The 20,695-nt window shown below is 60.3% G+C and carries 17 protein-coding genes and 1 pseudogene; 1 reads left to right on the plus strand and 17 read right to left on the minus strand.

The annotated features are described in order from the left end of the window. Positions 1 to 495: 495 nt before the first annotated feature. From E5X88_RS30760 to E5X88_RS30820, 12 genes and pseudogenes are all read right to left on the minus strand, one after another. Positions 496 to 978 (minus strand): transposase, encoded by a 483-nt coding sequence (locus tag E5X88_RS30760; RefSeq protein WP_329609615.1) that lies wholly within the window; start codon positions 976 to 978, stop codon positions 496 to 498. Then, positions 884 to 2,163 (minus strand): annotated as a pseudogene (locus tag E5X88_RS30770) (EAL domain-containing protein). The gene E5X88_RS30760 and the pseudogene E5X88_RS30770 overlap by 95 nt, the downstream one beginning before the upstream one ends. Before the next feature lie 796 nt (positions 2,164 to 2,959). Beyond that, positions 2,960 to 4,141, minus strand: a complete 1,182-nt coding sequence (gene ubiM, locus E5X88_RS30775; protein WP_189350574.1) for a 5-demethoxyubiquinol-8 5-hydroxylase UbiM — start codon at positions 4,139 to 4,141, stop codon at positions 2,960 to 2,962. 963 nt (positions 4,142 to 5,104) lie between these two features. Further along, entirely contained in the window at positions 5,105 to 5,260 is a 156-nt protein-coding gene (gene ccoS, locus E5X88_RS30780; protein WP_084831491.1) for a cbb3-type cytochrome oxidase assembly protein CcoS, read from the minus strand. Continuing rightward, entirely contained in the window at positions 5,257 to 7,545 is a 2,289-nt protein-coding gene (locus E5X88_RS30785) for a cation-translocating P-type ATPase (RefSeq protein ID WP_091595777.1), read from the minus strand. The genes ccoS and E5X88_RS30785 overlap by 4 nt, the downstream gene beginning before the upstream one ends. Beyond that, complete coding sequence (locus tag E5X88_RS30790; protein ID WP_091595779.1) at positions 7,542 to 8,039, minus strand: FixH family protein; 498 nt, start codon at positions 8,037 to 8,039, stop codon at positions 7,542 to 7,544. The genes E5X88_RS30785 and E5X88_RS30790 overlap by 4 nt, the downstream gene beginning before the upstream one ends. Continuing rightward, on the minus strand, positions 8,036 to 9,595 hold the full coding sequence (gene ccoG, locus E5X88_RS30795; protein ID WP_029354962.1) for a cytochrome c oxidase accessory protein CcoG: 1,560 nt from the start codon (positions 9,593 to 9,595) through the stop codon (positions 8,036 to 8,038). The genes E5X88_RS30790 and ccoG overlap by 4 nt, the downstream gene beginning before the upstream one ends. A 166-nt stretch (positions 9,596 to 9,761) precedes the next feature. After that, entirely contained in the window at positions 9,762 to 10,625 is an 864-nt protein-coding gene (gene ccoP, locus E5X88_RS30800; protein ID WP_029354960.1) for a cytochrome-c oxidase, cbb3-type subunit III, read from the minus strand. A gap of 2 nt (positions 10,626 to 10,627) precedes the next feature. After that, entirely contained in the window at positions 10,628 to 10,777 is a 150-nt protein-coding gene (locus tag E5X88_RS30805) for a cbb3-type cytochrome c oxidase subunit 3 (RefSeq protein WP_024502864.1), read from the minus strand. Positions 10,778 to 10,788: 11 nt separating this feature from the next. Next, complete coding sequence (ccoO, locus tag E5X88_RS30810; protein WP_091595781.1) at positions 10,789 to 11,520, minus strand: cytochrome-c oxidase, cbb3-type subunit II; 732 nt, start codon at positions 11,518 to 11,520, stop codon at positions 10,789 to 10,791. Continuing rightward, complete coding sequence (ccoN, locus tag E5X88_RS30815) at positions 11,520 to 13,139, minus strand: cytochrome-c oxidase, cbb3-type subunit I (protein ID WP_091595783.1); 1,620 nt, start codon at positions 13,137 to 13,139, stop codon at positions 11,520 to 11,522. The genes ccoO and ccoN overlap by 1 nt, the downstream gene beginning before the upstream one ends. Positions 13,140 to 13,637: 498 nt before the next feature. After that, positions 13,638 to 14,381, minus strand: a complete 744-nt coding sequence (locus E5X88_RS30820; RefSeq protein WP_091595785.1) for a Crp/Fnr family transcriptional regulator — start codon at positions 14,379 to 14,381, stop codon at positions 13,638 to 13,640. 151 nt (positions 14,382 to 14,532) lie between these two features. Between E5X88_RS30820 and hemN the strand changes: the two genes are divergently transcribed. After that, positions 14,533 to 15,882 carry an oxygen-independent coproporphyrinogen III oxidase gene (gene hemN, locus E5X88_RS30825; protein WP_091595897.1) on the plus strand — a complete coding sequence of 450 codons (1,350 nt, stop codon included), beginning with the start codon at positions 14,533 to 14,535 and terminating at the stop codon, positions 15,880 to 15,882. Between the two features lie 236 nt (positions 15,883 to 16,118). Here the strand turns inward: hemN and E5X88_RS30830 are convergent, their stop codons facing one another. The 5 genes from E5X88_RS30830 to trbL are packed head-to-tail and all read right to left on the minus strand — an operon-like array spanning position 16,119 to position 20,669. Then, complete coding sequence (locus tag E5X88_RS30830; RefSeq protein ID WP_029354949.1) at positions 16,119 to 16,361, minus strand: DUF2274 domain-containing protein; 243 nt, start codon at positions 16,359 to 16,361, stop codon at positions 16,119 to 16,121. Positions 16,362 to 16,373: 12 nt separating this feature from the next. Continuing rightward, positions 16,374 to 17,588, minus strand: a complete 1,215-nt coding sequence (locus E5X88_RS30835; protein WP_091595787.1) for a TrbI/VirB10 family protein — start codon at positions 17,586 to 17,588, stop codon at positions 16,374 to 16,376. An 11-nt stretch (positions 17,589 to 17,599) separates the two neighbouring features. Beyond that, positions 17,600 to 18,625, minus strand: a complete 1,026-nt coding sequence (trbG, locus tag E5X88_RS30840; RefSeq protein WP_029354945.1) for a P-type conjugative transfer protein TrbG — start codon at positions 18,623 to 18,625, stop codon at positions 17,600 to 17,602. Next, positions 18,615 to 19,346, minus strand: a complete 732-nt coding sequence (trbF, locus tag E5X88_RS30845; protein WP_095520370.1) for a conjugal transfer protein TrbF — start codon at positions 19,344 to 19,346, stop codon at positions 18,615 to 18,617. Before trbF ends, trbG begins: the two co-directional genes overlap by 11 nt. Then, positions 19,347 to 20,669 carry a P-type conjugative transfer protein TrbL gene (gene trbL, locus E5X88_RS30850; RefSeq protein ID WP_091595791.1) on the minus strand — a complete coding sequence of 441 codons (1,323 nt, stop codon included), beginning with the start codon at positions 20,667 to 20,669 and terminating at the stop codon, positions 19,347 to 19,349. Positions 20,670 to 20,695: the final 26 nt, after the last annotated feature.

Genomic DNA, 20,695 nt, shown 5'->3' on the forward strand with positions numbered 1-20,695 from the left:
GCGCTCGCGAGCGGCTTCGCTATCGCCGACCTACACCACGCGGTGGGACACGACCGTTCTCAGAACACAACAAGGACGGTGTTTGCTCATGCTCGACAGCTCTAGGTTCGAGTAGACGCGCGGCTGTATCGGGGGGAATGGGCTGGTAGGAAATGGATGTCGTGCCGCATCACTCTGTCGATCGACCAAGCTTCGCATTGCCTCATCTGCTGCTCGTGGCGATGGCCCCCGATCGGAGATGCGCTATAGGAACACGCGAATTTCGATTCTGCCCTCAACTCTCGGGACCACTCACTCTGAGTAACAACGTCACGCCGATCCCACCTTCCGACGCTATTTTGCGGCAATGCGGCCAGTAAGCGCCGCGCCCGTTCGCGATTTCCTAGTGGTGAAAGTCTGACATTTGGTACCCCACGCGTGGAGCAGCTTAGGCTGAAAGAGCACGTTGCACGACAAATAAACCGCCTATCAGCTAACCACGGACCAGATGGAAGGTCAGCCCCGCAAGGCGGTTTTGGATTTCCCCGAGACCTTGCCCAGTTCCGCTTCCCATAGATCGAAGGGGCTCGCGACAATGGCCACGGACTTTTCCTGACGCAGCGCGGCGCGGCTTCCAGCATCCTTGCCACGAACCTTGTCTCGACCTTCCACAATTCGGTCATGGCGGTGATCGAACCCGTCGCGGCCCTGCGAGATCCCGCTGATGTGCAGGTCGTAGAATTTGCGCCGCAGGTGAGCCCAGCACCCGGCGAGCCGGATTGTTTCATTGCTGCCGGCTTTGTCCCGTGCCTTGACCAGGTTGGTATAGGCCGAGTAGCCATCCACTTGCAGGATACCGCTGAACCCGGCGAGGTGGCGCGCGTGAGCGAATGGCGGATGCCGGTCACAACTCCTGGCGCTCTTTAACTGCCAAACCAAGCGCTTGGCTGAGTGGCACCGCCTTGGAGAACAGGAAGCCCTGAGCGGTTTTGCAGCCAAGCTTGTGCAGAGTTTGCCGATCCGCCTCTGTCTCGACGCCCTCGGCCATGACCTCGATCCCGAGCGTCCGACCAAGATCGATCACGGTTTTGACAAGCAGCCGATCCTCCCGCGATTGGCTAAACCGCGAATGAAGCCCTGGTCTATTTTCACCTTCCTTATCCGACTGTCCTTGAGCGATGCCAACGTGGAAAAGCCGGTGCCGAAGACATCGAGCGCGATGGAAATGCCGGCATGTGAAAGCCGTCCGAGCTTTTCATCGACCCTGTCCGGGTCCACGGGCGATTCTTCTGTTATCTCAATTTCGAACATCGTTGCAGGGAGGTCCTTTGCCGCCAGACCATTCAGAACCATTTCGTCGATATCGCCGGCCTCCAATTCGCGCGGTGAAACGTTCATCGTCACACGAACATCACGACAGTCAGCTTTCACCAAGGCGTCGATAAAAGCGCAACATTCGGAAAATACAGCTTGAGTTAGCAGCTGGAGCATTCCGGTTTCGCGTGCCGCTGTCATGATTTCGGGCGGAGAGATGGAACCGTGAATCGGATGGGACCACCTTAGCAACCCTTCAAAACCGATCACAGCTTCGGTGTCGAGTCTTACGATTGGCTGGAACCAAGGGCCCAAGCTTCTCGTCTTTATCGCCGAATGAAGATCGCGTTCGATGGACTGGCGGCGTTGCAGTTCCCGGTCGAGCTCGGCATCGAACAGGCAAAATTCGTTCCTGCCACGGCGCTTAGCTGTGTAAAGGGCGATGTCCGCCCGCAACAACATTTCCGTCAGCCCCGGGTTTTTAGCCGAGTATATTCCTATGGATGCCCCGATCCGGACGGAGGCGACGCCAGGATAGGGGCGAGCAAGCTTGGATATGAGATTGGATGCGAGATTGCTGGGAGAAGGCGAATTTCTAAGCGAGGAAAAAACCAGCACGAATTCATCGCCACCGATGCGGGCGAGCGTTGAGCCCTCCGGTGCTTCTTCCTCTATTCGGCGGGCGATCCTGGCAAGCAGCTCGTCACCCGTTCTGTGACCGTAGGTATCGTTGACAGATTTGAACCCATCCAGATCAATCAGCATGGCCACAAAGGGCCCATCAGTGTTCTCAAACTGATCGATTGCATGTTCGAGGCCGCGCCTGTTGAGGAGCGCGGTAAGATGGTCCTCCCTGGAATTGCGCTCCATTTCCGCGGCAAGCCGCTCGGCTTGATGTCTCAGGCGGCTCGCGTCACGGAAGCGCGCTTGTCCAACGAACGAGGCTCGAGCCAGGCCGCCCTCGAAAAGCAGGACGGCAAAAGCCAGAATGTAGTTTTCCAGGGTTCCCTTCGTCAGCAAGCATGCGGCGGCAATGAGGAGTGGCGGTGTGATGAAGTATATCGCTGCCGCAGCATATGAGCTGCCGTACGTGACCGCGCCAGCTGAAATGCCCGCCAGAATTATTAGATGCAGCGATGCTTGAGACGTCGTGTACCCAGCCGTTAGGACGGCAAGGAATGACCAGGTGAATCCCGCCAGAAGAGCAAGCCTGCCAAACCAGCGAAGCCGCAGCCAAACCCGTGTCAGATCATCCTGGACTCCGGGTTCCTTCAGCTGATGAGGGGCGAGTGCAAGGCGGGCGGCATTTATCGCATTAACGACCGAAAACTAGGCCGCGCCAGCAAGACCGTTCCCGGAAAGGGCCTGCACGGTCAAAATCAGCCCGGACAGCACAATGCTTATCGGCATTGAGACGAAAAGGCCTGCCCTCAGATCAGCGAGCTGGTCCTGAAGGATTCTCGCCTCCAGCGGATCTTCTTTTTCCAGGGCTGGACGGGTCAGCTTGCTTACTCCTGCTTGTCCGCAGCCTATGCAGCCCCCCTGAAGGACGGGTTAATTCTTCAATCGGAGATCAGCGTCGGGAGCAGGATTACTCCGGCGCATGATGCACTCTCTCCCATCGCTCGCCCAGCACATCGCGCAAAATGCAACTGCTGGTGCAGTATCACCGCTGGAGCTCCGCCGAAATCCCATGCCGGACAAGGGGAACATGTTGGGCAAAGCGAAGCCCCAGATGCCTTGCAAGCCGTGCCGCCAGGTGGTCTCTGGAGTAGAGTCCAACCAGTATGTTCGTTGCATGGTAGAGCGGCGCCGCCGACAGGCGCAGCCGCCTTTCGTATATGTGCAGCATGTCGGGGTCGCCAACATTGCGGCCGTCGCGGCACGCAGTCATGATTCCACGGGCGAGTTGCTTCTGGCTGCTGAGACCGATGTTGAATCCGTGAGCGGTCACCGGGTGCATGCCGATGGCAGCGTCGCCGATGAGTGCGGCGCTCGGGGCCCGGAATTTGTGCGCCCAGGTCGTGACCAGCGGATAGGTATGGCGCTTGCTTGCCAAGGTCATTTTTCCAAGGCGCCCTCGACACAGTTTCGTCAACTCCGACAGGAACAAATCGTCATCGAAGGCAAGCAGTCTATAGGCCTCGTTTGAGCGCAATGTGAGCAGCAGCGACGACACGCCCTCCGCGAGGGGCAATATCGCTATCGTCTGATGGTGATCGAACCATTCGATGGCGATCTGGTGGTGGGCGCGCTCGTGCCTCACTCGGCAAATCAGCATCGAGTGGCCAAGCCGGTTGATATCGGCGCCGATGCCCAGCAGATCACGCGTGGCGGACAAACGCGAATCCGCGGCAACAACAAGCCGAGCAGTTAAACGCGCGCCATTAGAGAGCGTTACGACTGCTCCTTCTTGGCTGTTTGTTGCATCGACGACCGAGTGGCCGCACAACAGCCGGGCGCGATCCTGCAAGCGGACGATTTTGAACAGCGCCTCGCGGATCCGGCAATTTGGAACCAAAACCCCCAGCGGTTCTCCAGAGTTGCTGGGAGGATCGAAACGAAGAGCGAATGCGCTCGAGCCGTTGAGCACGCGCGCGCCTTGAATTGCTGATTTGTCCGAAGCCGGGATGACATCCCAGGCGCCGAGCTCGCGAAGGGTTCTGATCGAAGCGTTGGTCAGCGCGATTTCGCGACCATCGAAAGCCGGATTCGCCAGACTATCGAATGTGTTCTGTTCAACAACTGCCACCTTGAGTTCGCTTTGGGCAAGCGACGCAGCGAACGAAAGGCCGACCGGCCCGGCTCCAACGACAACGATGTCAAAATTGTCGTCAGAGCCCATCAGCGTGCCGCCATCCTGTCGGCTATCCTCGTGTAACGGTGGAACTGAGCCGACTGACATCCGCTGAGCTCCGTGCCCGCCGCCAACGCGTATGATGCTCCGCAGCACATTGACATCACGAGGATCTTCGGCGCTGGATCCGAGCCTTGGAACATTTCTACGAAGTCAGCCCAAAGAAGGCTACCTCGCCCACTGGACGAAGCGATCCCGTCTCCATTGCCGTGCCCAGCGATGTGAAGCACGTCGCACTTCGCCTTGTTCGCTTGGACTACAGCCTCACGAAAATGCTTTCGGTCCAAAGCAATGTGGAGCTCCGCGCGGATGTTGACAGTCTTTAGCATCTTCTGTGTGATCGGTCCGTCCGCCCTGTCGGCGAAGTAGTCATTCGCGTTGTGGCAGTCGATGATGTGAACGGCGCTCATGGGATTCTGCCTATTATTATCGTCGTGACGAGTGGATACCACGTGCGGAACACCGTGATCTGCGCTGAGTTTCGGTGACCGCATTGCTGCAAGGCGCAGGGCCGGAAATTGGCATGGATCGGCAATGAAGCATGCAACCCCATCAGAGGTGGACGCGTCTGGCCGCGATACATAAGTCATGCATTCTCCTTCGAAGACTGGCCTATAAAGCACCACTGATGCGAATATGACCCTGATCTGGATCAGCCAGGGCACGATCAACCGGCACTGGTAGTTCACGCTCGGGTGATCGATCGCGACGCTCAACTTGTTACCCGTGCGCACAGTGCGAAGCTCGTCCGGCCGCGCGAGGTACTCTCGCGGCATCAGCCGCCTCATACTGGGTGCATGGGAAGGCAGTCCTTCGCACGACAGTGGATTTTCACAAATCAATGTAGTGCCCAGCTTAGGTCAAGCTGGTCATGGAGCATGGACAGCTTGTTCCCGACCGAGCCGGCTCGACTGACGAGCGGGATCCGCGCATCTTATGCACAGCTGATTGAAATCAGCGTCCCGGTTTGTCGTCCCGATCAATTAGTATCCGCTCGGCGGCTCCGTCGAGATCTTCGTATTGACCGCTTCGCAATGCCCAGACGAAGCCGGACAGGCCCAGTGCACCCAGAAAAAGGGCCACTGGTATGAGATAGAGCAAGGTCGTCACGAGGATTGTGCCGAATAGCCGACTGCGGAGCGTCTGACTTTTTGAATAACTTGCACCGTCGCATTCGCCATGAAGCCGTGCAAGCGCAATGCGTTTCCAATAACAAGCAGCGATGAGGCAGACATGGCAATCGCCGCTATCAAAGGCGTGACGTGCCCGAGGATGGCGATTGGTACTGCCACCGCATTGTAGACGATTGCGATTGCGATGTTCTGCCGGATCAGGTTTCCTGCCTTGCGCGAGACGCCCAGGGCGAGCGGCACCGCCAGGAGGCTTTCGCGCAGGAAGACGAAGTCTGCCGCGTTGCGGCCAATGTCGACGGCGGTGGCCGGTGCGATCGAGACATGCGCCGCGCTCAGGGCCGGCGTATCGTTGAGGCCGTCGCCAACCATCAGAACCTTGTGCCCAACTTTCGCGAGGGTTTCGATGCGTTCGAGCTTGCCCGATGGCAGCAGGCACGGAACGAAGTCGTCGATATCCAGCAGCTTTGCCACTTCGGCGCAGGCTGCGGCGGTATCGCCCGACAGCATTTGCATCGACACCCCGGCATCGTTCAATCGCTTGATCGCCGCCGCCGCGTCGGCGCGCAGCGCATTCTCGAAATCGAAGGTCGCGACAATGAACCCGTCTTTTGTCAGGGCCGTTCCACCATAGCCATGTTTGCCTTCACCTCCGGTCCGGGCCTTCCATCCAGCCCATCCGCGTCGACCCAGCCGCCAAGTGCTTCCGGCGACAGTGGCTTCGATCCCGAACCCCGGATGCTCTGTGACGGCATCGAATTTGTGTTGCCCGCCAGGAGCGGCAAAGCCGGTCATGGCCTTTGAAAACGGGTGACGCGAATGCGCGGCCATGTCGGCGGCGATTGCCAGCATGCCCGGATCAATCGAGTCCGCATTGACCAGCCGGGGCTGGCCGAGCGTGAGCGTGCCGGTCTTGTCGAACACGGCAGTATCGATCGCCGCGAGGCGCTCCATGGCCGAACCGTCCTTGACCATGATACCGCTCTCGAAAAGCCGCCGCGCCGCGACCACTTGGACGATCGGCACGGCGAGGCCGAGCGCGCAGGGGCATGTGATGATGAGAACAGCGATGGCGATCGTCATCGCCCGGTGCCAGTCGCCGGTCGCCGCCATCCAGCCCAGGAATGTCACGAAGGCGGTGAGATGAACCAGGGGCGCGTAGAGTGCCGACACGCGATCAGCGATGCGGCGATAGTGCGCGCGACCGCCCTCGGCGGATTCCATCAGCCGAACCATCTCCGCCAGGAACGAATCCTTTGCGGCGGCTGTCGCCTGGATCGTCAGCGGGCCGGTAAGATTGAGCACGCCGGCCTGTACTGCTTCGCCCGGCGCCACGTTTTTCGGCGTGCTTTCGCCTGAGGCCAGCGAGCAGTCGAGATCCGACGTTCCCTGGATGATCTTGCCGTCGACGGGGATCCTCTCACCGGCCGCGATCAACAACCGCATGCCTGGTTCGATCTCGCCGACCGGCAGATAGTCGCGCGCGCCGTCGCCGCGCATCACCATGGCGCCACGCGCGGCCATCTGAGACAGGCCCTTCACGGCAGTCCGGGCACGCTCCCGCATCACATGATCCAGCGTGCGCCCGATCAAAAGGAAGAACAGCAGCGATACCGACGCGTCGAAATAGGCGTGGTCGCCATGATTGATCGTCTCATAGAGGCTCATGGCATAGGCGAGCGAAACACCGACCGCGATGGGCACGTCCATATTCATGCGACCATGGCGCAAAGCATTCCAGGCCGAACGGAAGAAGATTCCGCCGGCGAAGGCGAGGGCAGGAATGGCGATCAGCGCCGAGACCCAGTGAAACAGGTCGCGGGTAGCACCTTCGGCGCCGGACCAGACAGAGACCGAAAGCAGCATGATGTTCCCCGCCGCAAAGCCGGCAACAGCGACAGCGCGGATCAGTTCGGCAAGCGTCTTGTCCTTGTCATCGACCTCGGGTGTGAACAGATGCGCCTCGTAGCCCAGCCTGCCAAGCGCGGCGACGAAGGGTGGCACCTCGTCTCCTCGCCACCGGACCGCGACCCGCTTCGTCGACAGGTTGACGCGCGCGCTTTCGACGTGATCGAGCTTTCCAAGTGCCGCCTCGATCGTCTGGATACAGGCGGCGCAATGAACCGTCGGCACTGAAAGATCGGTCTGCCGAAGATCATCGCCAAGCGATCGGCTCGCCAACCTGATCTCCTGGCTGGATGGCAGGACCGACGTGGCGCCGTTCAGATCCAGCGCCATTTCAGCGCCCGGTGCACAACAGCTCATTGCAGCGCTCCATGAGAAATCATAATCCTGCGGACGTCGCGATAGGGTCGTGTCAGGCCGGCATCGGTGTCGACTTCGACGATCCAGACGCCGTCCTTCGGCATATGCTGGGCGGCGAACTCCTGGCCGGAGGCGAGGGCGAGCGTGACGGACTTGTCCTCTTTCTCGTAGGCGGGATGACGAAACAGCACCTTGACGCCGTGCAGAGGAACCGGCTTGCCTGCAGCGTCGGAGAGGCTGTAGCGGACTTCGCCCCATGCGATGGTCAGCTTGCCGGTCCAACCGAGCGCTGCTTGAGCGCGGCCGGCCTCGGCCTCCTTGTTGAATTGCTGGCTGGCCACATAGGTGTTCTCGACGACGAGGCCGGTCCAACTCGTATTGGCGAGCGTGGCCATGGTCAGGTTGACCGCGATGACCACCCCGAAGAAGGTGAGAATGATGGCCAGCATGTGCCTGCCGGTGAATTCGCGAGGCTTTTGGGCATTGGCGGTCATTTGGCGGCCTCTGGCGCGTTGAATGTGGCGGCGTACTCGTTCGACTCGAAGCTCGCCTTATCCTCGACACGGAACTTGAAGGTCTGTGCCGGGGCGTGGATCTGGTCCGCCGGTTGGCGAACGAAGACCTTCAACGTTTTCAGGCGGTCGGGTTCGACCGGGATGGCGAAAGACCGGCCGGCCGGGATGTCGTCGCCGACGACGACCATGTCGGCACCCTCCAGACCCTGCATGGTGACGACGATTGTCCTTGGCTCAGGGATCATGTTGAGCAGCTTGACGCTATAGCCATTGCGGATGGAGCCATCGGATAGTGTGACGAATTGCGGATTGCGGTCATGCAGCACGTTCAGTTCGAGCCGATCGCGCGTCAGCAGCGAATAGAGCAGGCCCAGCCCGATCAGCGACCACAAGCCCATGTAGACGTAGGTGCGCGGCCGGAAGATCTTGCGAATGTGAAAATGCGCCACCTGATCGGAGAAGGTGCCGACAGCAGTCCTGACCAGCGACGGATTGATTGAACTGGAGCCGCCTGCGGTCGCCAGCATCATGTTGGCGTTGTAGTCGGAGAGCGTCGCGTAGGAGATCAGCCCGCGCTCCTTGCCGAGCTTGTCCATGACGCCGTCGCAGGCGTCGATACACAGCGCGCAGGTAATGCATTCGAGCTGCTGGCCGTCGCGAATGTCGATTCCCATTGGGCAGACCGCGACGCAGGCATTGCAGTCGACGCAGTCGCCGACGGACTGCCCCGAGGCTTGCACCTTCTTGGCGTGGCGCGATCGCGGCTCGCCGCGCCAGTCATTGTAGGTGACGGTGAGCGAATTCTCATCGAGCATGGCTGCCTGGATGCGCGGCCATGGGCACATATAGGTGCAGACCTGTTCGCGCATCAGGCCGCCGAAGGTGTAGGTCGTCGCCGTCAGCACGGCGATGGTGATGTAGGCGACAGGTGCGGCGGTACCGGTGAAAAGCTCGCCCACAAGTGTTGGTGCATCAGCGAAATAGAAAATCCAGGCGCCACCGGTCGCCGCCCCTATGACAAGCCAGATGGCGTGTTTCGAGACCCGCAGCATCAGCTTGCGGGCGGTCCAGGGGCCGGCATCGAGTTTCATGCGGGCGTTGCGGTCCCCCTCAATCGCACGCTCGACGACAAGGAACAGATCGACCCACACGGTCTGCGGACATGCATAGCCGCACCAGGCACGGCCGACAGCAGAGGTAATCAGGAAAAGTCCAACACCGGCCATGACCAGGAGGCCGGCCACATAGAAGAATTCCTGCGGCCAGATCTCGATGAAGAAAAAGTAGAAGCGCCGATTGGTGAGATCGAGCAGCACGGCCTGGTCCGGGGCAAATGGGCCACGATCCCAATGCAGCCACGCAGTCAGGTAATAGATGCCAAGTGTGATCGTCATCACCAGCCATTTGAAGCGGCGAAAGTTGCCCGAGGCGCGCTTCGGAAAGATCTTTTGACGCGCGGCATAAAGGGGCTTGCGGGTTTTGGCGGCATTGACAGTTTCTGTTTCGAGCCGTGTCAACTGCGTCTTGTCACGCACGTGCAACTCCACTTTCCCAGCCAATGTCAGGGGCACCTGTCGAAAAGCCTCGCGGTAGGACAGCCTTGCCGGGTTGTGCAGATCGCATTAGGAATGGTGTCGAGGCCCGGCTCGCGCCGGGCCTCGTCCGCTTGGCAGGGGTGACCGAAGAATAGGGCTTCCATTCCTATTCTCCGCCGCCAAGCGAATGGACATAAACTGCAAGTTCCTTGACCTTGATCTCGCCGAGACGGCCAACCCAGGCCGGCATGACGCCCTGCTTTGGCGCACGAACCTGGGCGGCGATGGCCGTCTCGCCGGACCCGTAAAGCCAGATCGCGTCAGTCAGGTCGGGGGCGCCGAATTCCCTGTTGCCTTTTGCATTGTCGCCGTGACAAGCGACGCAGTTCTCGGCAAAGACCTTGGCGCCGGGTTGGATCAGACTTGCATCGCGGACCTTGCCGGAAAGGCTGGCCACGTAGGCGCTGACTTGTGCGATCTGGTCGGCGGTGATGATGTCGCCGAAGGCCGGCATTTCTGACAGTCGCGTGTCCGGATCGGAAGCAAAGCGGAGGCCGTGCGTGATCGTCTGCTTGATCTGGTCGGGGCTGCCGCCCCAGAGCCAGTCATCGTCATTCAGGTTGGGAAAGCCCTTCGACCCCTGAGCGCCGGAGCCGTGGCATTGCGTACAGTTGACCTTGAACGCGGCAGCCCCGGCAGCGACCGCGAATTCGCGCAAGGCATCGTCGGTCAAGATCTCCGAGACGCTCTTTGCCTGGATGGCTGCAACATACTTGCCCTTGGCGGCCTCGGCCGCGGCAAGGTCGTTCTTGACGTCCTTACGGCTTGAATAGCCGAGCATGCCCTTGGTTGCCGAGGTCAGCATCGGCCATGCCGGGTATGCGGTCGTATAGACGAGCGCCCACGCTATGGTGACGTAGAAGGTAATCACCCACCATCGCGGCAGAGGATTGTTGAGCTCCCTGATGCCGTCCCATTCATGGCCGGTGGTTGAGACGCCGGAGACCTCATCGATGTGCTCGTCGCTCATGATCACTCGTCCTCGAGCGGAATGCGGGCAGCTTCGTCGGCCAGCCTTCGGCTGCCGGGGCGTAGGGCAAAGGCGATGCACCCGACGAAGAACAGCGCCATCGCAACCAGGCCCCAGCTGTCGGCAAACGCCCGCATCAAATTGTAGGTCATCAGCGTTCTCCTCAGCGGTAGCCGGCGGCTTCGTCGTAATTTTTGAAGTCGACCAGTGTGCCAAGCATCTGCAGGTAGGCGAGCAGGGCATCCATTTCGGTGACCTGTTGCGGGTTGCCGTCGAAGTCGCCGATCTTGACTTTGGGGTAACGCGCCTCAAGGCCTGATGTGTCGGCATTGGGATCGGCCTGCGCCGCCAGATCCGCATTGGCGTGCGCGATCATGTCATCGGTGTAAGGGACGGCTACACGCCTGTTGGCGACCAGATGCGTCGAGAAATCCTTCACGTCGATCGGCGTGTCTTTCAGGAACCCATAGCTCGGCATGATCGATTCCGGCACCACCGAGCGCGGGTCGGTAAGATGCGCGACATGCCATGCATTCGAGTAGCGGTCGCCAACTCTGGCGAGATCCGGCCCGGTGCGCTTCGATCCCCACTGGAAGGGGTGATCGTACATGGACTCGGCAGCCAGGCTGTAGTGGCCATAGCGCTCAACTTCGTCGCGGAACGGCCTGATCATCTGGCTATGGCAGAGAAAGCAGCCCTCGCGCATATAGATGTTGCGCCCGACAAGTTCGAGCGGCGAATAGGGGCGCATGCCTTCCACCTTCTCGATCGTATTGTCGAGATAGAAGAGAGGCGCTATCTCGACGATACCGCCGACCGTCACCACGAGCAGCGAGCCAACGAGAAGAAGCGTGGCGTTCTTCTCGATGATTGCGTGTTTGTCCATCAAGCCCATTACCTGGCTCCTGATCGCGCAGGTCGGATGGCGACGGGGCTCGGCATCGGCTCCTCCTCGCGCTGGTGGCCGAGGATGGTCATGGTGATGTTCCAGGCCATGATAAGGGCGCCGGAGAGGTACATGGCCCCACCGATGGCGCGCATGACGTAGTATGGGTGCATGGCAGCGACGGTTTCGGCGAAGGAATAGACCAGGAAGCCCTGCTGGTCGTATTCACGCCACATCAGGCCCTGCATGATGCCTGACACCCACATGACCGAGGCGTAGACGACGATCCCGAGTGTCGCCAGCCAGAAGTGCCAAGTGACGAGCCGCAGCGAGTAGAGCCGGTGACGGTTCCAGAGCTTCGGCACCATGTAGTAGATTGCGCCGAACGAGATCATGCCAACCCAGCCGAGCGCGCCCGAATGGACGTGGCCGATGGTCCAGTCGGTATAATGCGACAGCGAATTGACCGCCCTAATCGCCATGATCGGGCCTTCGAAGGTCGACATGCCATAGAAGGCGACGGCCATCACCATCATGCGGATGATCGGATCGGTGCGCAGCTTGTCCCAGGCGCCGGACAGCGTCATCAGGCCGTTGATCATGCCGCCCCAGGACGGCATCCACAGCATGATCGAGAACGCCATGCCGAGCGTCTGCGCCCAATCTGGCAAGGCGGTGTAGTGCAGGTGATGCGGGCCAGCCCAGATGTAGAGAAAGATGATCGCCCAGAAATGGACGATCGACAGCCGGTACGAATAGACTGGCCGGTTCGCCTGCTTGGGCACGAAATAATACATCATGCCAAGGAAGCCGGCGGTGAGAAAGAAGCCGACCGCGTTGTGGCCGTACCACCATTGGGTCAGCGCGTCCTGGACCCCGGAAAAGGCGGAGTAGCTCTTGGAGCCCAGGAACGAGACTGGCATCGACAGGTTGTTGACCACATGCAGCATCGCGATGGTCACGATGAACGACAGGTAGAACCAGTTGGCGACGTAGATATGCGGTTCCTTGCGCTTCAGGATCGTGCCAAGGAACAGAATGAGGTAGGCGACCCAGACGATGGTCAGCCAGACATCCACATACCATTCGGGTTCGGCGTACTCGCGGCCCTCGGTGATGCCGAGCAGATAGCCGGTCGCGGCCATGACGATGAACAGCTGGTAGCCCCAGAAGACGAACCAGGCGAGATCACCGCCGAAGAGGCGGGCGCGGCAGGTGCGCTGCACGACATACAGAGACGTGCAAAGCAGCGCGTTGCCACCGAAGGCGAAGACGACACCGGATGTATGCAGCGGCCGCAAACGGCCGAAATTGAACCAGGGCTGGATGTTGAGATCGGGATAGGCGAGCTGAAGCGCGATCACCACGCCGACCAGCATCCCGACGACACCCCAGAACACGGTGGCGATCGCGCCGTAGCGGATCGGACCATCCATGTAAGCGGATGGGTCAATCGGAGCTGCTGGCTTGAACTCCGTGTTGCGCAACAGGATCGCAGTGAAACCAGCCACTGCGAAGAACAACACCCACATATGTCGGCGGAAAGGTTCATCCACGCCGAAGCCGGCGGCCACCAGGGCCGCAAAAGCGAACACGCTTAGAAGGACGATCTCTGTGCCGAATTTCATTGCAGATCCCGATCTCGAATCTGGTGGATGCCAAATCCGCAGCGCACTAATTGCGCAGCCGCCGCCCCCTCGCCCTGATCTATGTCAGGCCGCACGATTTTGTGTCGGCGGCGCAATGAGCAGGTGGCGAATGAACGAGGAACGCAGCGCGGGCTCACCCCCTCATGGAAGGCGTTCCCTGGGTTGGGCGGGCGCAGACGCGATCGATTGAGGCGAAAGCTGAGGCTCTGCGACGCGTTGGATGCTATTGCCGATGCCCTGCCAAACGTTGGCGGATCCCATTGGAAACGAACGCGATCGTTCGGCCGAGCCGTGGCAGCTTAAGGACCGTGCTTCGCCGGTATGTGCCGAAACACACCTGGCGATTGGTCGTCGTCCCTATCAAAGCCCGAAAGCTGTCTGTCTCGACCGTGACGCCGCTTCTTCGAAGGCGCGGCGACATCGCATTAGAAGGCAAGCACGGCCCGCCCCGGAGCCATGCGACATGGGCCTCGCCGCTTAGGGCCGCTCGCGTCCGCCGCCACAGCGCTTCTCCAGACGGCTTATGCTGTCCACCGTCACATGGCGTGCGTTCTCAATCCGAATCACCCCGTCAGCCCGCAATCGCGTCAGTTGGCGGCTCACGGTTTCGTTGGTAATTCCAAGGAAATCAGAGATTTCGGCACGCGTCAGCGGCAGATCGAAGGACGCTGACCTGGAAGCCGCGTCGAGACTGGAATCGATATTCCGGGCCATCATGAGGAGAAAACTCGCCACCTTTTCCGGAGCTGTCTTGCGCCCCAGCGTCACCATCCACTCGCGCGCCTCATCGAGTTCATTCAGCGTCTGTTTGAGCAGGCGATGCTCGAATTCCCGTGACGCCTTCATCATCCGTTCGACGGCCGCTCGCGGAAACGAGCACAGCGTGACTGCTGTTGCCGCTTCCGCATTGATCGAGCTTTCCACCTTGAAAGGACGTCCCAGAAAATTCGGTGCAAACTGGAGACCGACGATCTGCTGGCGCCCATCCGACAGGCTCTTTGATAGCTTTACCACGCCTGAAAGCACGTTCGAGTAGCTGTCGACGTTCTGTGCCTCGCCGGTCAACTCCATTCCTGACTCGATCCGGCGACGCGAGCAAGTCTTGGCGAGCCCAACCAAATTGTCTGGATCGAGCGCACCGCAGACACCGCGACGCCGTGCCTCGCAAGGGAGGCAAAGAACAGGAATGCCGGAAGTATGAATGTCTTGCCGAAAGGTCATGCGTTCGCTTTACCCGATCCTAACTGCCGGCAGGATACCCATCCAGGGTAGAGAAGTCCTGCGGCGGTTTGTCCATGCGCGCGGCTGATCGAGATCAGGGTCTGCTTCAGCGATGCGTGCAGTGTTCGGCGGGCAACACGGTGAACGCGAGATGCAATCGGAAATAGCTGTCAAACTCAGCGAGAACGTCCCACGCTACACAAGCTATCCGACGGCGCCGCATTTCCATTCCGGGGTCGATGCTGCCATTTACCGTGGCTGGTTGGAGGCGCTGGAAAGTGGCGACGAAATCTCGCTGTATTTGCACATTCCTTACTGCGACAAGCTCTGCTGGTTCTGCGCCTGTCACACCAAGCAGACGCACCAATATGAGCCGGTGGCCGCTTATCTGCGCTCGCTGAATGCCGAAATCGTCACGATTGCCGGTCTGGTGAGCGGCAAGGCACATGTCCGTGCAATCCACTTCGGTGGCGGTTCGCCAACGATGCTGAGGCCCGATGACATGGTTGCTCTTGGAGCGGCCTTGCGGGACAGCTTCGACCTTCTCCCGGATGCTACGGTCAGCATCGAAATCGGAACCAACGACATGGACAAGGCGCGCCTTGATGCGCTTGCTCAAATCGGCGTAACGCGGGCGAGCCTCGGCGTGCAGGATTTCGATCCGCAAGTGCAAAAAGCAATTAATCGTGAGCAAAGTTTTTTGCAGACCAAGGCAGTCGTCGACGGGGTTCGTTCGCGGGGCGTTGAATCGGTCAATCTGGACCTGCTCTACGGGCTCCCGAATCAGACACGCGAGACGATCTGTTCCACGGTGGCGCAGGCACTGACCTTGGAACCAGACCGGATGGCTCTGTTCGGCTACGCACATGTGCCCTGGTTCAAGAAGCATCAGACGATGATCGACGAGGCATGGCTGCCGAGTCCCACCGAGCGTTTCGCCCAATCTCAACTCGCGGCGCGGGCAATTGTCGCCAAGGGATATGAGGCAATAGGACTCGATCATTTCGCGAAGCCCGACGATGCGCTGGCCATAGCGGCCCGCGCAGGGGTTTTGCATCGCAATTTTCAGGGCTACACCGAGGATCGCTGCCCGACACTGATCGGACTTGGCCCTTCGTCCATCGGTCGTTTTCGCCAAGGCTACGTGCAGAACATGGCTTCGACTGCCGGGTACGGGCGCATGGTTGCGGATGGCGGGTTGGCTGCCGTCCGGGGCGTTGCCCTTTCCGACGACGATCGCGTCCGTGGCTGGATAATCGAGCGGCTGATGTGTGATTTTGCCTTCTCGGCAGTCGATCTGGTGGAGCGGTTCGGCAAAGCCGGCGAGAAGCTCCTTCATCGCTCGAGGTCCATCGCCCTCCACGATCCTGCCCGAGCGCTTGAATTCGATGGCGACAGTTTCGTCGTACGGGCTGAAAGTCGCCCCTTCGTTCGAACCATCGCGGCCAAGTTCGATACATATTTCAAAGGGGGAACGGCGAGGCACTCGGTGGCGGTCTGAGCAAAGCACAGTGCGCTCGCCGTTTGGTCGATCGCGAACCAGCTGCGTTTCATTTTGACCGCTCATAGGCGACTACCGCATCCAATCGAAAATGCAAACTTAGGCTGTTGCGCGGTATTTCCTTCCACATCCTCTCTTACGCATACCTGCATTCCAAGGTGTTTGATCCTATGCTTCGCGAGGAGCAGGTAGGCCGCGACAGCTAGGCAATGTTCCAGCTGCCTCTAGCGGAGGAGTCACGATTTTTCGGCAAGCTCCGTCGGCAGACCTTCTTTTCGGGCCTTGGCAAAGGCTCGGTCGCCTTCCAGAAACGCCGCCAGCATGAAAGGGATGAGTTCTGCCACGGTTTCAGACTGACGATAGGTCTGACGGTAAAGTGCAGCATACTCCTTGAGTGTTTGGCCCAGCTCCGCGCTGACGGTAATGGTGATCTTCGAAGCTGTTCGGTCTGGAAGCTTTCCAAGTTTCAGGTCAGCCATGGTAACTCCTGCTCAACTCGCGTATGGCCGCAGCACGATGTCCTTGTGCACGATGACGCGCAGTGGCCAACCTGGGCGGACGATGATGGTGGGCTGGATATTGAGGTTTTTTTCGGTGATGCGCTGGCCGGCTCGACTGGCGTTCTGCTGGGCTGATTCCCGGATCGCCTTGACCAGATCGCTCTCGTTTTCGCCGAGGCTGAATTCCGTGCCGACACCGAGCAATGTGGCAAGCGCCACCCCCTTGATCAGCTGCCAGGTGTGGAAATCGACTTTGTCTTCCAGCCCTGCGTAGCCGGCGGTGTCGCTCGCGGGCAGATTGTCGATTTCGACCGACGAGCCGTCGGGCAGCAGAATGCGCTGCCAGACCAGCAGCGCTCGCTTTTGCCCGAACGCGACGACGCTGTCGTAGACGCCGATAAGACGTGAGCCCTGCGGAATCAGCAATATGTTGCCCGTGACCGTGTCGTGCACATTCTCGGTGACTTGCGCGACGACAAGGCCCGGCAAATCGGAATTGATGCCGGTGATCAGGCTGGCGGCAATCACGCTGCCAGCCATCAGTTGATACGGCGAGATCGGCGTCTGCAGCGCATGCGGATTGTAGATCCCGCCAGTGCTCCGCTGGCTGAGGAAATCAAGCTTTCGCTGCTGATTGTTCTGGTCGCCTTCCGCCGGCGCCACCGAGGCAGACGCGCGTGCTGCTTCGGATTGGGGAAGTGCCTCAAATGGATGCTGAGCAGTTTGCACGCTCTCACCGACATCTGTCTGTTGAGCTCGATTTTCGACGCGGAAAAGCACCTGCGATTCACGCGCTTCGATCGCCTGCTGCGCTAGACGCTGCTCCTCGGCCGAGATGTCTTGACCCGGCACGATGCCGAGCTGGCGCTGCCGCTCGAGGATGGGGCGACCGAGGTCGCCCGGCAAAGGTGGCCCAAGGACGGGAGGCTTCGGCTTCATGCCGGAATAGTCATGGGGAAGCGTATCGAGTCCCTCGACGGTTGGTTTGCGCTCAGTGCTGTAGGGATCTTCCGCCTGATCCCTGATGCGAAGGGCCGGCCCCTGGAGCGCCATCATGGCAACGCCGAACACAGCGCCGGATCCGAGCGCTGCGATCGCGATGATCACACCGCGCCTGAACCGCACCACGCGGCGGGGAGAGGCCCGAAGCTGCAGTTCCTCGGGATCCAGTTTCGGCGGGATGCCAGAGCGGGAATTTTCGATCATGAGCCCTCACCTCACCGGCTGGAACGCGAAAAGAGCGAGATCCGCCGTAGCGGTTGCCTGTCGTCAATCCTGCTGATGCGGATCACCTGCTGCTGCTTGGTGCCGAGGCGAAGTTCGGCCGCGGCGAAGAGCCGATCGACGATGTAATAGTTGCCGCGCACGCGATAGTTGACGAGCTCGCTGCTCCCATCTGCGCCGACGATGAAGAGTGGTGGCGCCTCGCCCTGATCTATGCGACGAGGGAACTCAATATAGACCTTGCTGCCGTCGTCGAAGGCTCGCGTCGGTCTCCAGGGCGGTGTGTCGCCACTGATCGAGTAGCGAAAGCGAAGGTTTTCGAGCGCGATATTCGACGCGACCGGTGTAACTGCCTCGGCTTGAGCATTGCGCTGGCGAAGCGCGATGATCTGGTCTTGGCTGTAGGTCCAGGAGATTGCCGCCATTGCTGTCTTCTCGGTGCTTTGAAGCTGCAAATGATAGGTCCGCCGGTCCGTCGTAATGACGACATTGGTGGCAAGACCCGGCGCGAAGGGTTTCACCAGAACATGGGTGCGCTGATTGTCACCGGTGCCGCTTGCGGTATCGCCTATGACCCAGCGCACGGTGTCGCCAGCCGACACGGCGGTTAGTTTCTCGCCCGGCTGCAGAGCGATGTCGGTCACGCGCTCCGGCGCGGCATAGAGCTGATAAAGCGCGCCATCGGTGAAGGGGTAGACTTGCACGGCATTAACATACCCGTACTTGGTGGGTTGCTGGGTCGCGGCTTTGTTGGCATCAGCGACGCGTTCTTCAGGGGGGCGCTTGTCCTCGGCCTTGCCGGACTCGGGCTGCAATTGGCCAGGCAGCGGCAGTGGTTTTGGCACCTCGACAATTCTAATCGGCCTCTCCGGCGCCTTCTCGATCGCGGCCGGTTTGAAGTCAGCAGCGTCATAGGAAATCTCAGGCGGCGGCACCTTCTTCGATGCACAAGCGGAAACGACCGCTGCCGACACCGATAGGATCAGCACGGCACGAATCGGTGACATTTTATCTTTCATTGGTGGACTCCGTCGGAGAAAGGGGGGGTGGGACGGCGCTGTCGAGCTCGCGTGACCAGTCAATGGCGTTGATGAAGACGCCGAGCGGATTCTTGCGCAGCTGATCCGTATTGCTTGGCGAGCGGATCACGATCGTGAGGATCGCAGTCCAGCGCATCGTGCTGGCAAGGCTTCCGCGCTCAAACACCTGCTCGGTCCATTTGACCTGGAATGAACTTTCGGAGGCCCTGACCACGCTGGTGACCTGTACCGAGACACTGCGCGTTCCGATCTGACCGAAGGGGTCGTTCGCCTTGGCGTATTCGTTGAGGAAGAGCGCTGCGCGATCGCTAGCAAAGTCGTAAGCTGCGAACCAGTTCTGCCGTACCAAAACCGGATCGGTGGAAACGGAACGGACATTCTGGATGAAGCGGCCGAGATGCCAGGCGATCTGAGCATCCGAGGGCTCATAATTCCGGATTGCCGGCGCGACGGCGCGCGTCTCGCCGAAGCCATCGACCTCGACGACGTAAGGCACGACACGGCTTTGCATCGACTGCCATACGAGTCCGCCGGAAAGTCCGGTCGCCAAGGCCAGGCACCCAAGGGCCATGAGCCGCCAGTTCCTGGCCTGCAGTCGAGATGAGCCGATGCGCTCGTCCCACAGCTGGGCGGCTTTTTGATACGGCGTGACCGGTTCGGGTGTTTTGCCGTAACGGTGCACGGGTCGCTTGAAGAGCATCTAGTCATCCTTGTCGTTGAGAGAGGGGTTGGCGCTGCCTCCCGGCCGGTCTCCGTCTCGGACAGCTTGCATGGCAGCGTGGCGATGTGCACGGGCGGTCTGTTCAGAACGTAGGCGCCTTGCCCACGTCGGCGCCGAAACAGTGGCCGAACCGGCAGAGCGCTCGGTCATTGACGCGGTCGGCGTGCCGCCGGTCGCGGTCCACGCGGCATCGCGCCCGGCATCGGCGTTGCGCCCAACACTTGCAGTGGCGGATCGCGCTACGCGTATAGCGGCGCCGCCAGCGGCACTGGTTACACCATGCATTCCAGCAGCCACACCGGAGAGGCCAACGTCGGGCGAGGTTGCGCGCCCGATCTGCCAGGACGTGGAAGCAGCCGATCCCATTGTTGTGCCGGCGCGGATGGCGGCGAGACCGCCGCTGGTTGCCATACGCGCGCCAGAAAATGCCGTGCCTCCAGCAACGAGTGATACACCCGCTGCCGCCGCGGTCGTGCCGAGGGCGGCGCCCGCGCCAAGCTGCGGTGCGCCTGAGACAAGACCCGACGCGATCCCCGGCCCAAAAATGCCAAGGCCAAGCAGTGCCAGTGCGCCCAGTACCTGGGACATGGCAGCGGCCAGATCCGGCTCCTTGCCTTGCAATGCGGAAGCGAACTCCCCGAAGAGCGTGGAGCCGATGCCGACAATGACGGCGAGCACCATCACCTTGATGCCTGACGAGATAACATGGCCGAGCACGCGTTCGGCCAGGAACGCTGAACGGTTCCAAAGTGCGAATGGAACCAAAACAAAACCTGCCAGCGTGGTGAGCTTGAACTCAAGGATGGTGATGAAAAGCTGGATGGAAAGGATGAAGAAGGCGATGATGACCAGGAACCAGGCCATCAGCAGCACGAAGATGGTCAGTGCGTTGCCGAAGATTTCCGGGAAGCCCAGGAGCTGACTGGCTTGGTCAAGCATTGGCCAAGCACCTTCGAAACCGGTCGCGGCAATGCGGCCCGGGCGCAGGAGATTGTCTGCCGACAGATTGCCGGCCGACGCATTAATCCCGAGACCGGCAAAAGAACGATAAATGATATCGGCGAGGTTCTTGAAATTGTTCAGGATGAAGGCGAAGACGCCAACATAGAGCACCTTGCGGACAAGCCGGCCGAGAACGCTGGTCTCCTCGCCGAGCGCCCACGCCAGGCCGGCAAGTGTGATGTCAATGCCGATCAGAATGGTAGTGAGGAAGGCGACGTCGCCCGAGAGCAGACCGAACCCGCTGTCGATGTAGCGGATGAAGGTCTCCATGAAGCGATCGATGACGCCAAGGTCGTTCATGCCGCTGCCTTCCTCGTCGTGATGAA

Source organism: Mesorhizobium sp. (assembly GCF_004962245.1).
Classification (GTDB): Bacteria; Pseudomonadota; Alphaproteobacteria; order Rhizobiales; family Rhizobiaceae; genus Mesorhizobium.

Bases quoted from the DNA above. Each gene is read 5' to 3' on its own strand.
- E5X88_RS30785 (WP_091595777.1), bottom strand. From the start codon at position 7,545: ATGAGCTGTTGTGCACCGGGCGCTGAAATGGCGCTGGATCTGAACGGC.
- E5X88_RS30790 (WP_091595779.1), bottom strand. From the start codon at position 8,039: ATGACCGCCAATGCCCAAAAGCCTCGCGAATTCACCGGCAGGCACATG.
- ccoP (WP_029354960.1), bottom strand. From the start codon at position 10,625: ATGAGCGACGAGCACATCGATGAGGTCTCCGGCGTCTCAACCACCGGC.
- E5X88_RS30805 (WP_024502864.1), bottom strand. From the start codon at position 10,777: ATGACCTACAATTTGATGCGGGCGTTTGCCGACAGCTGGGGCCTGGTT.
- ccoO (WP_091595781.1), bottom strand. From the start codon at position 11,520: ATGGGCTTGATGGACAAACACGCAATCATCGAGAAGAACGCCACGCTT.
- ccoN (WP_091595783.1), bottom strand. From the start codon at position 13,139: ATGAAATTCGGCACAGAGATCGTCCTTCTAAGCGTGTTCGCTTTTGCG.
- E5X88_RS30820 (WP_091595785.1), bottom strand. From the start codon at position 14,381: ATGACCTTTCGGCAAGACATTCATACTTCCGGCATTCCTGTTCTTTGC.
- hemN (WP_091595897.1), top strand. From the start codon at position 14,533: ATGCAATCGGAAATAGCTGTCAAACTCAGCGAGAACGTCCCACGCTAC.
- E5X88_RS30830 (WP_029354949.1), bottom strand. From the start codon at position 16,361: ATGGCTGACCTGAAACTTGGAAAGCTTCCAGACCGAACAGCTTCGAAG.
- E5X88_RS30835 (WP_091595787.1), bottom strand. From the start codon at position 17,588: ATGATCGAAAATTCCCGCTCTGGCATCCCGCCGAAACTGGATCCCGAG.
- trbG (WP_029354945.1), bottom strand. From the start codon at position 18,625: ATGAAAGATAAAATGTCACCGATTCGTGCCGTGCTGATCCTATCGGTG.
- trbF (WP_095520370.1), bottom strand. From the start codon at position 19,346: ATGCTCTTCAAGCGACCCGTGCACCGTTACGGCAAAACACCCGAACCG.
- trbL (WP_091595791.1), bottom strand. From the start codon at position 20,669: ATGAACGACCTTGGCGTCATCGATCGCTTCATGGAGACCTTCATCCGC.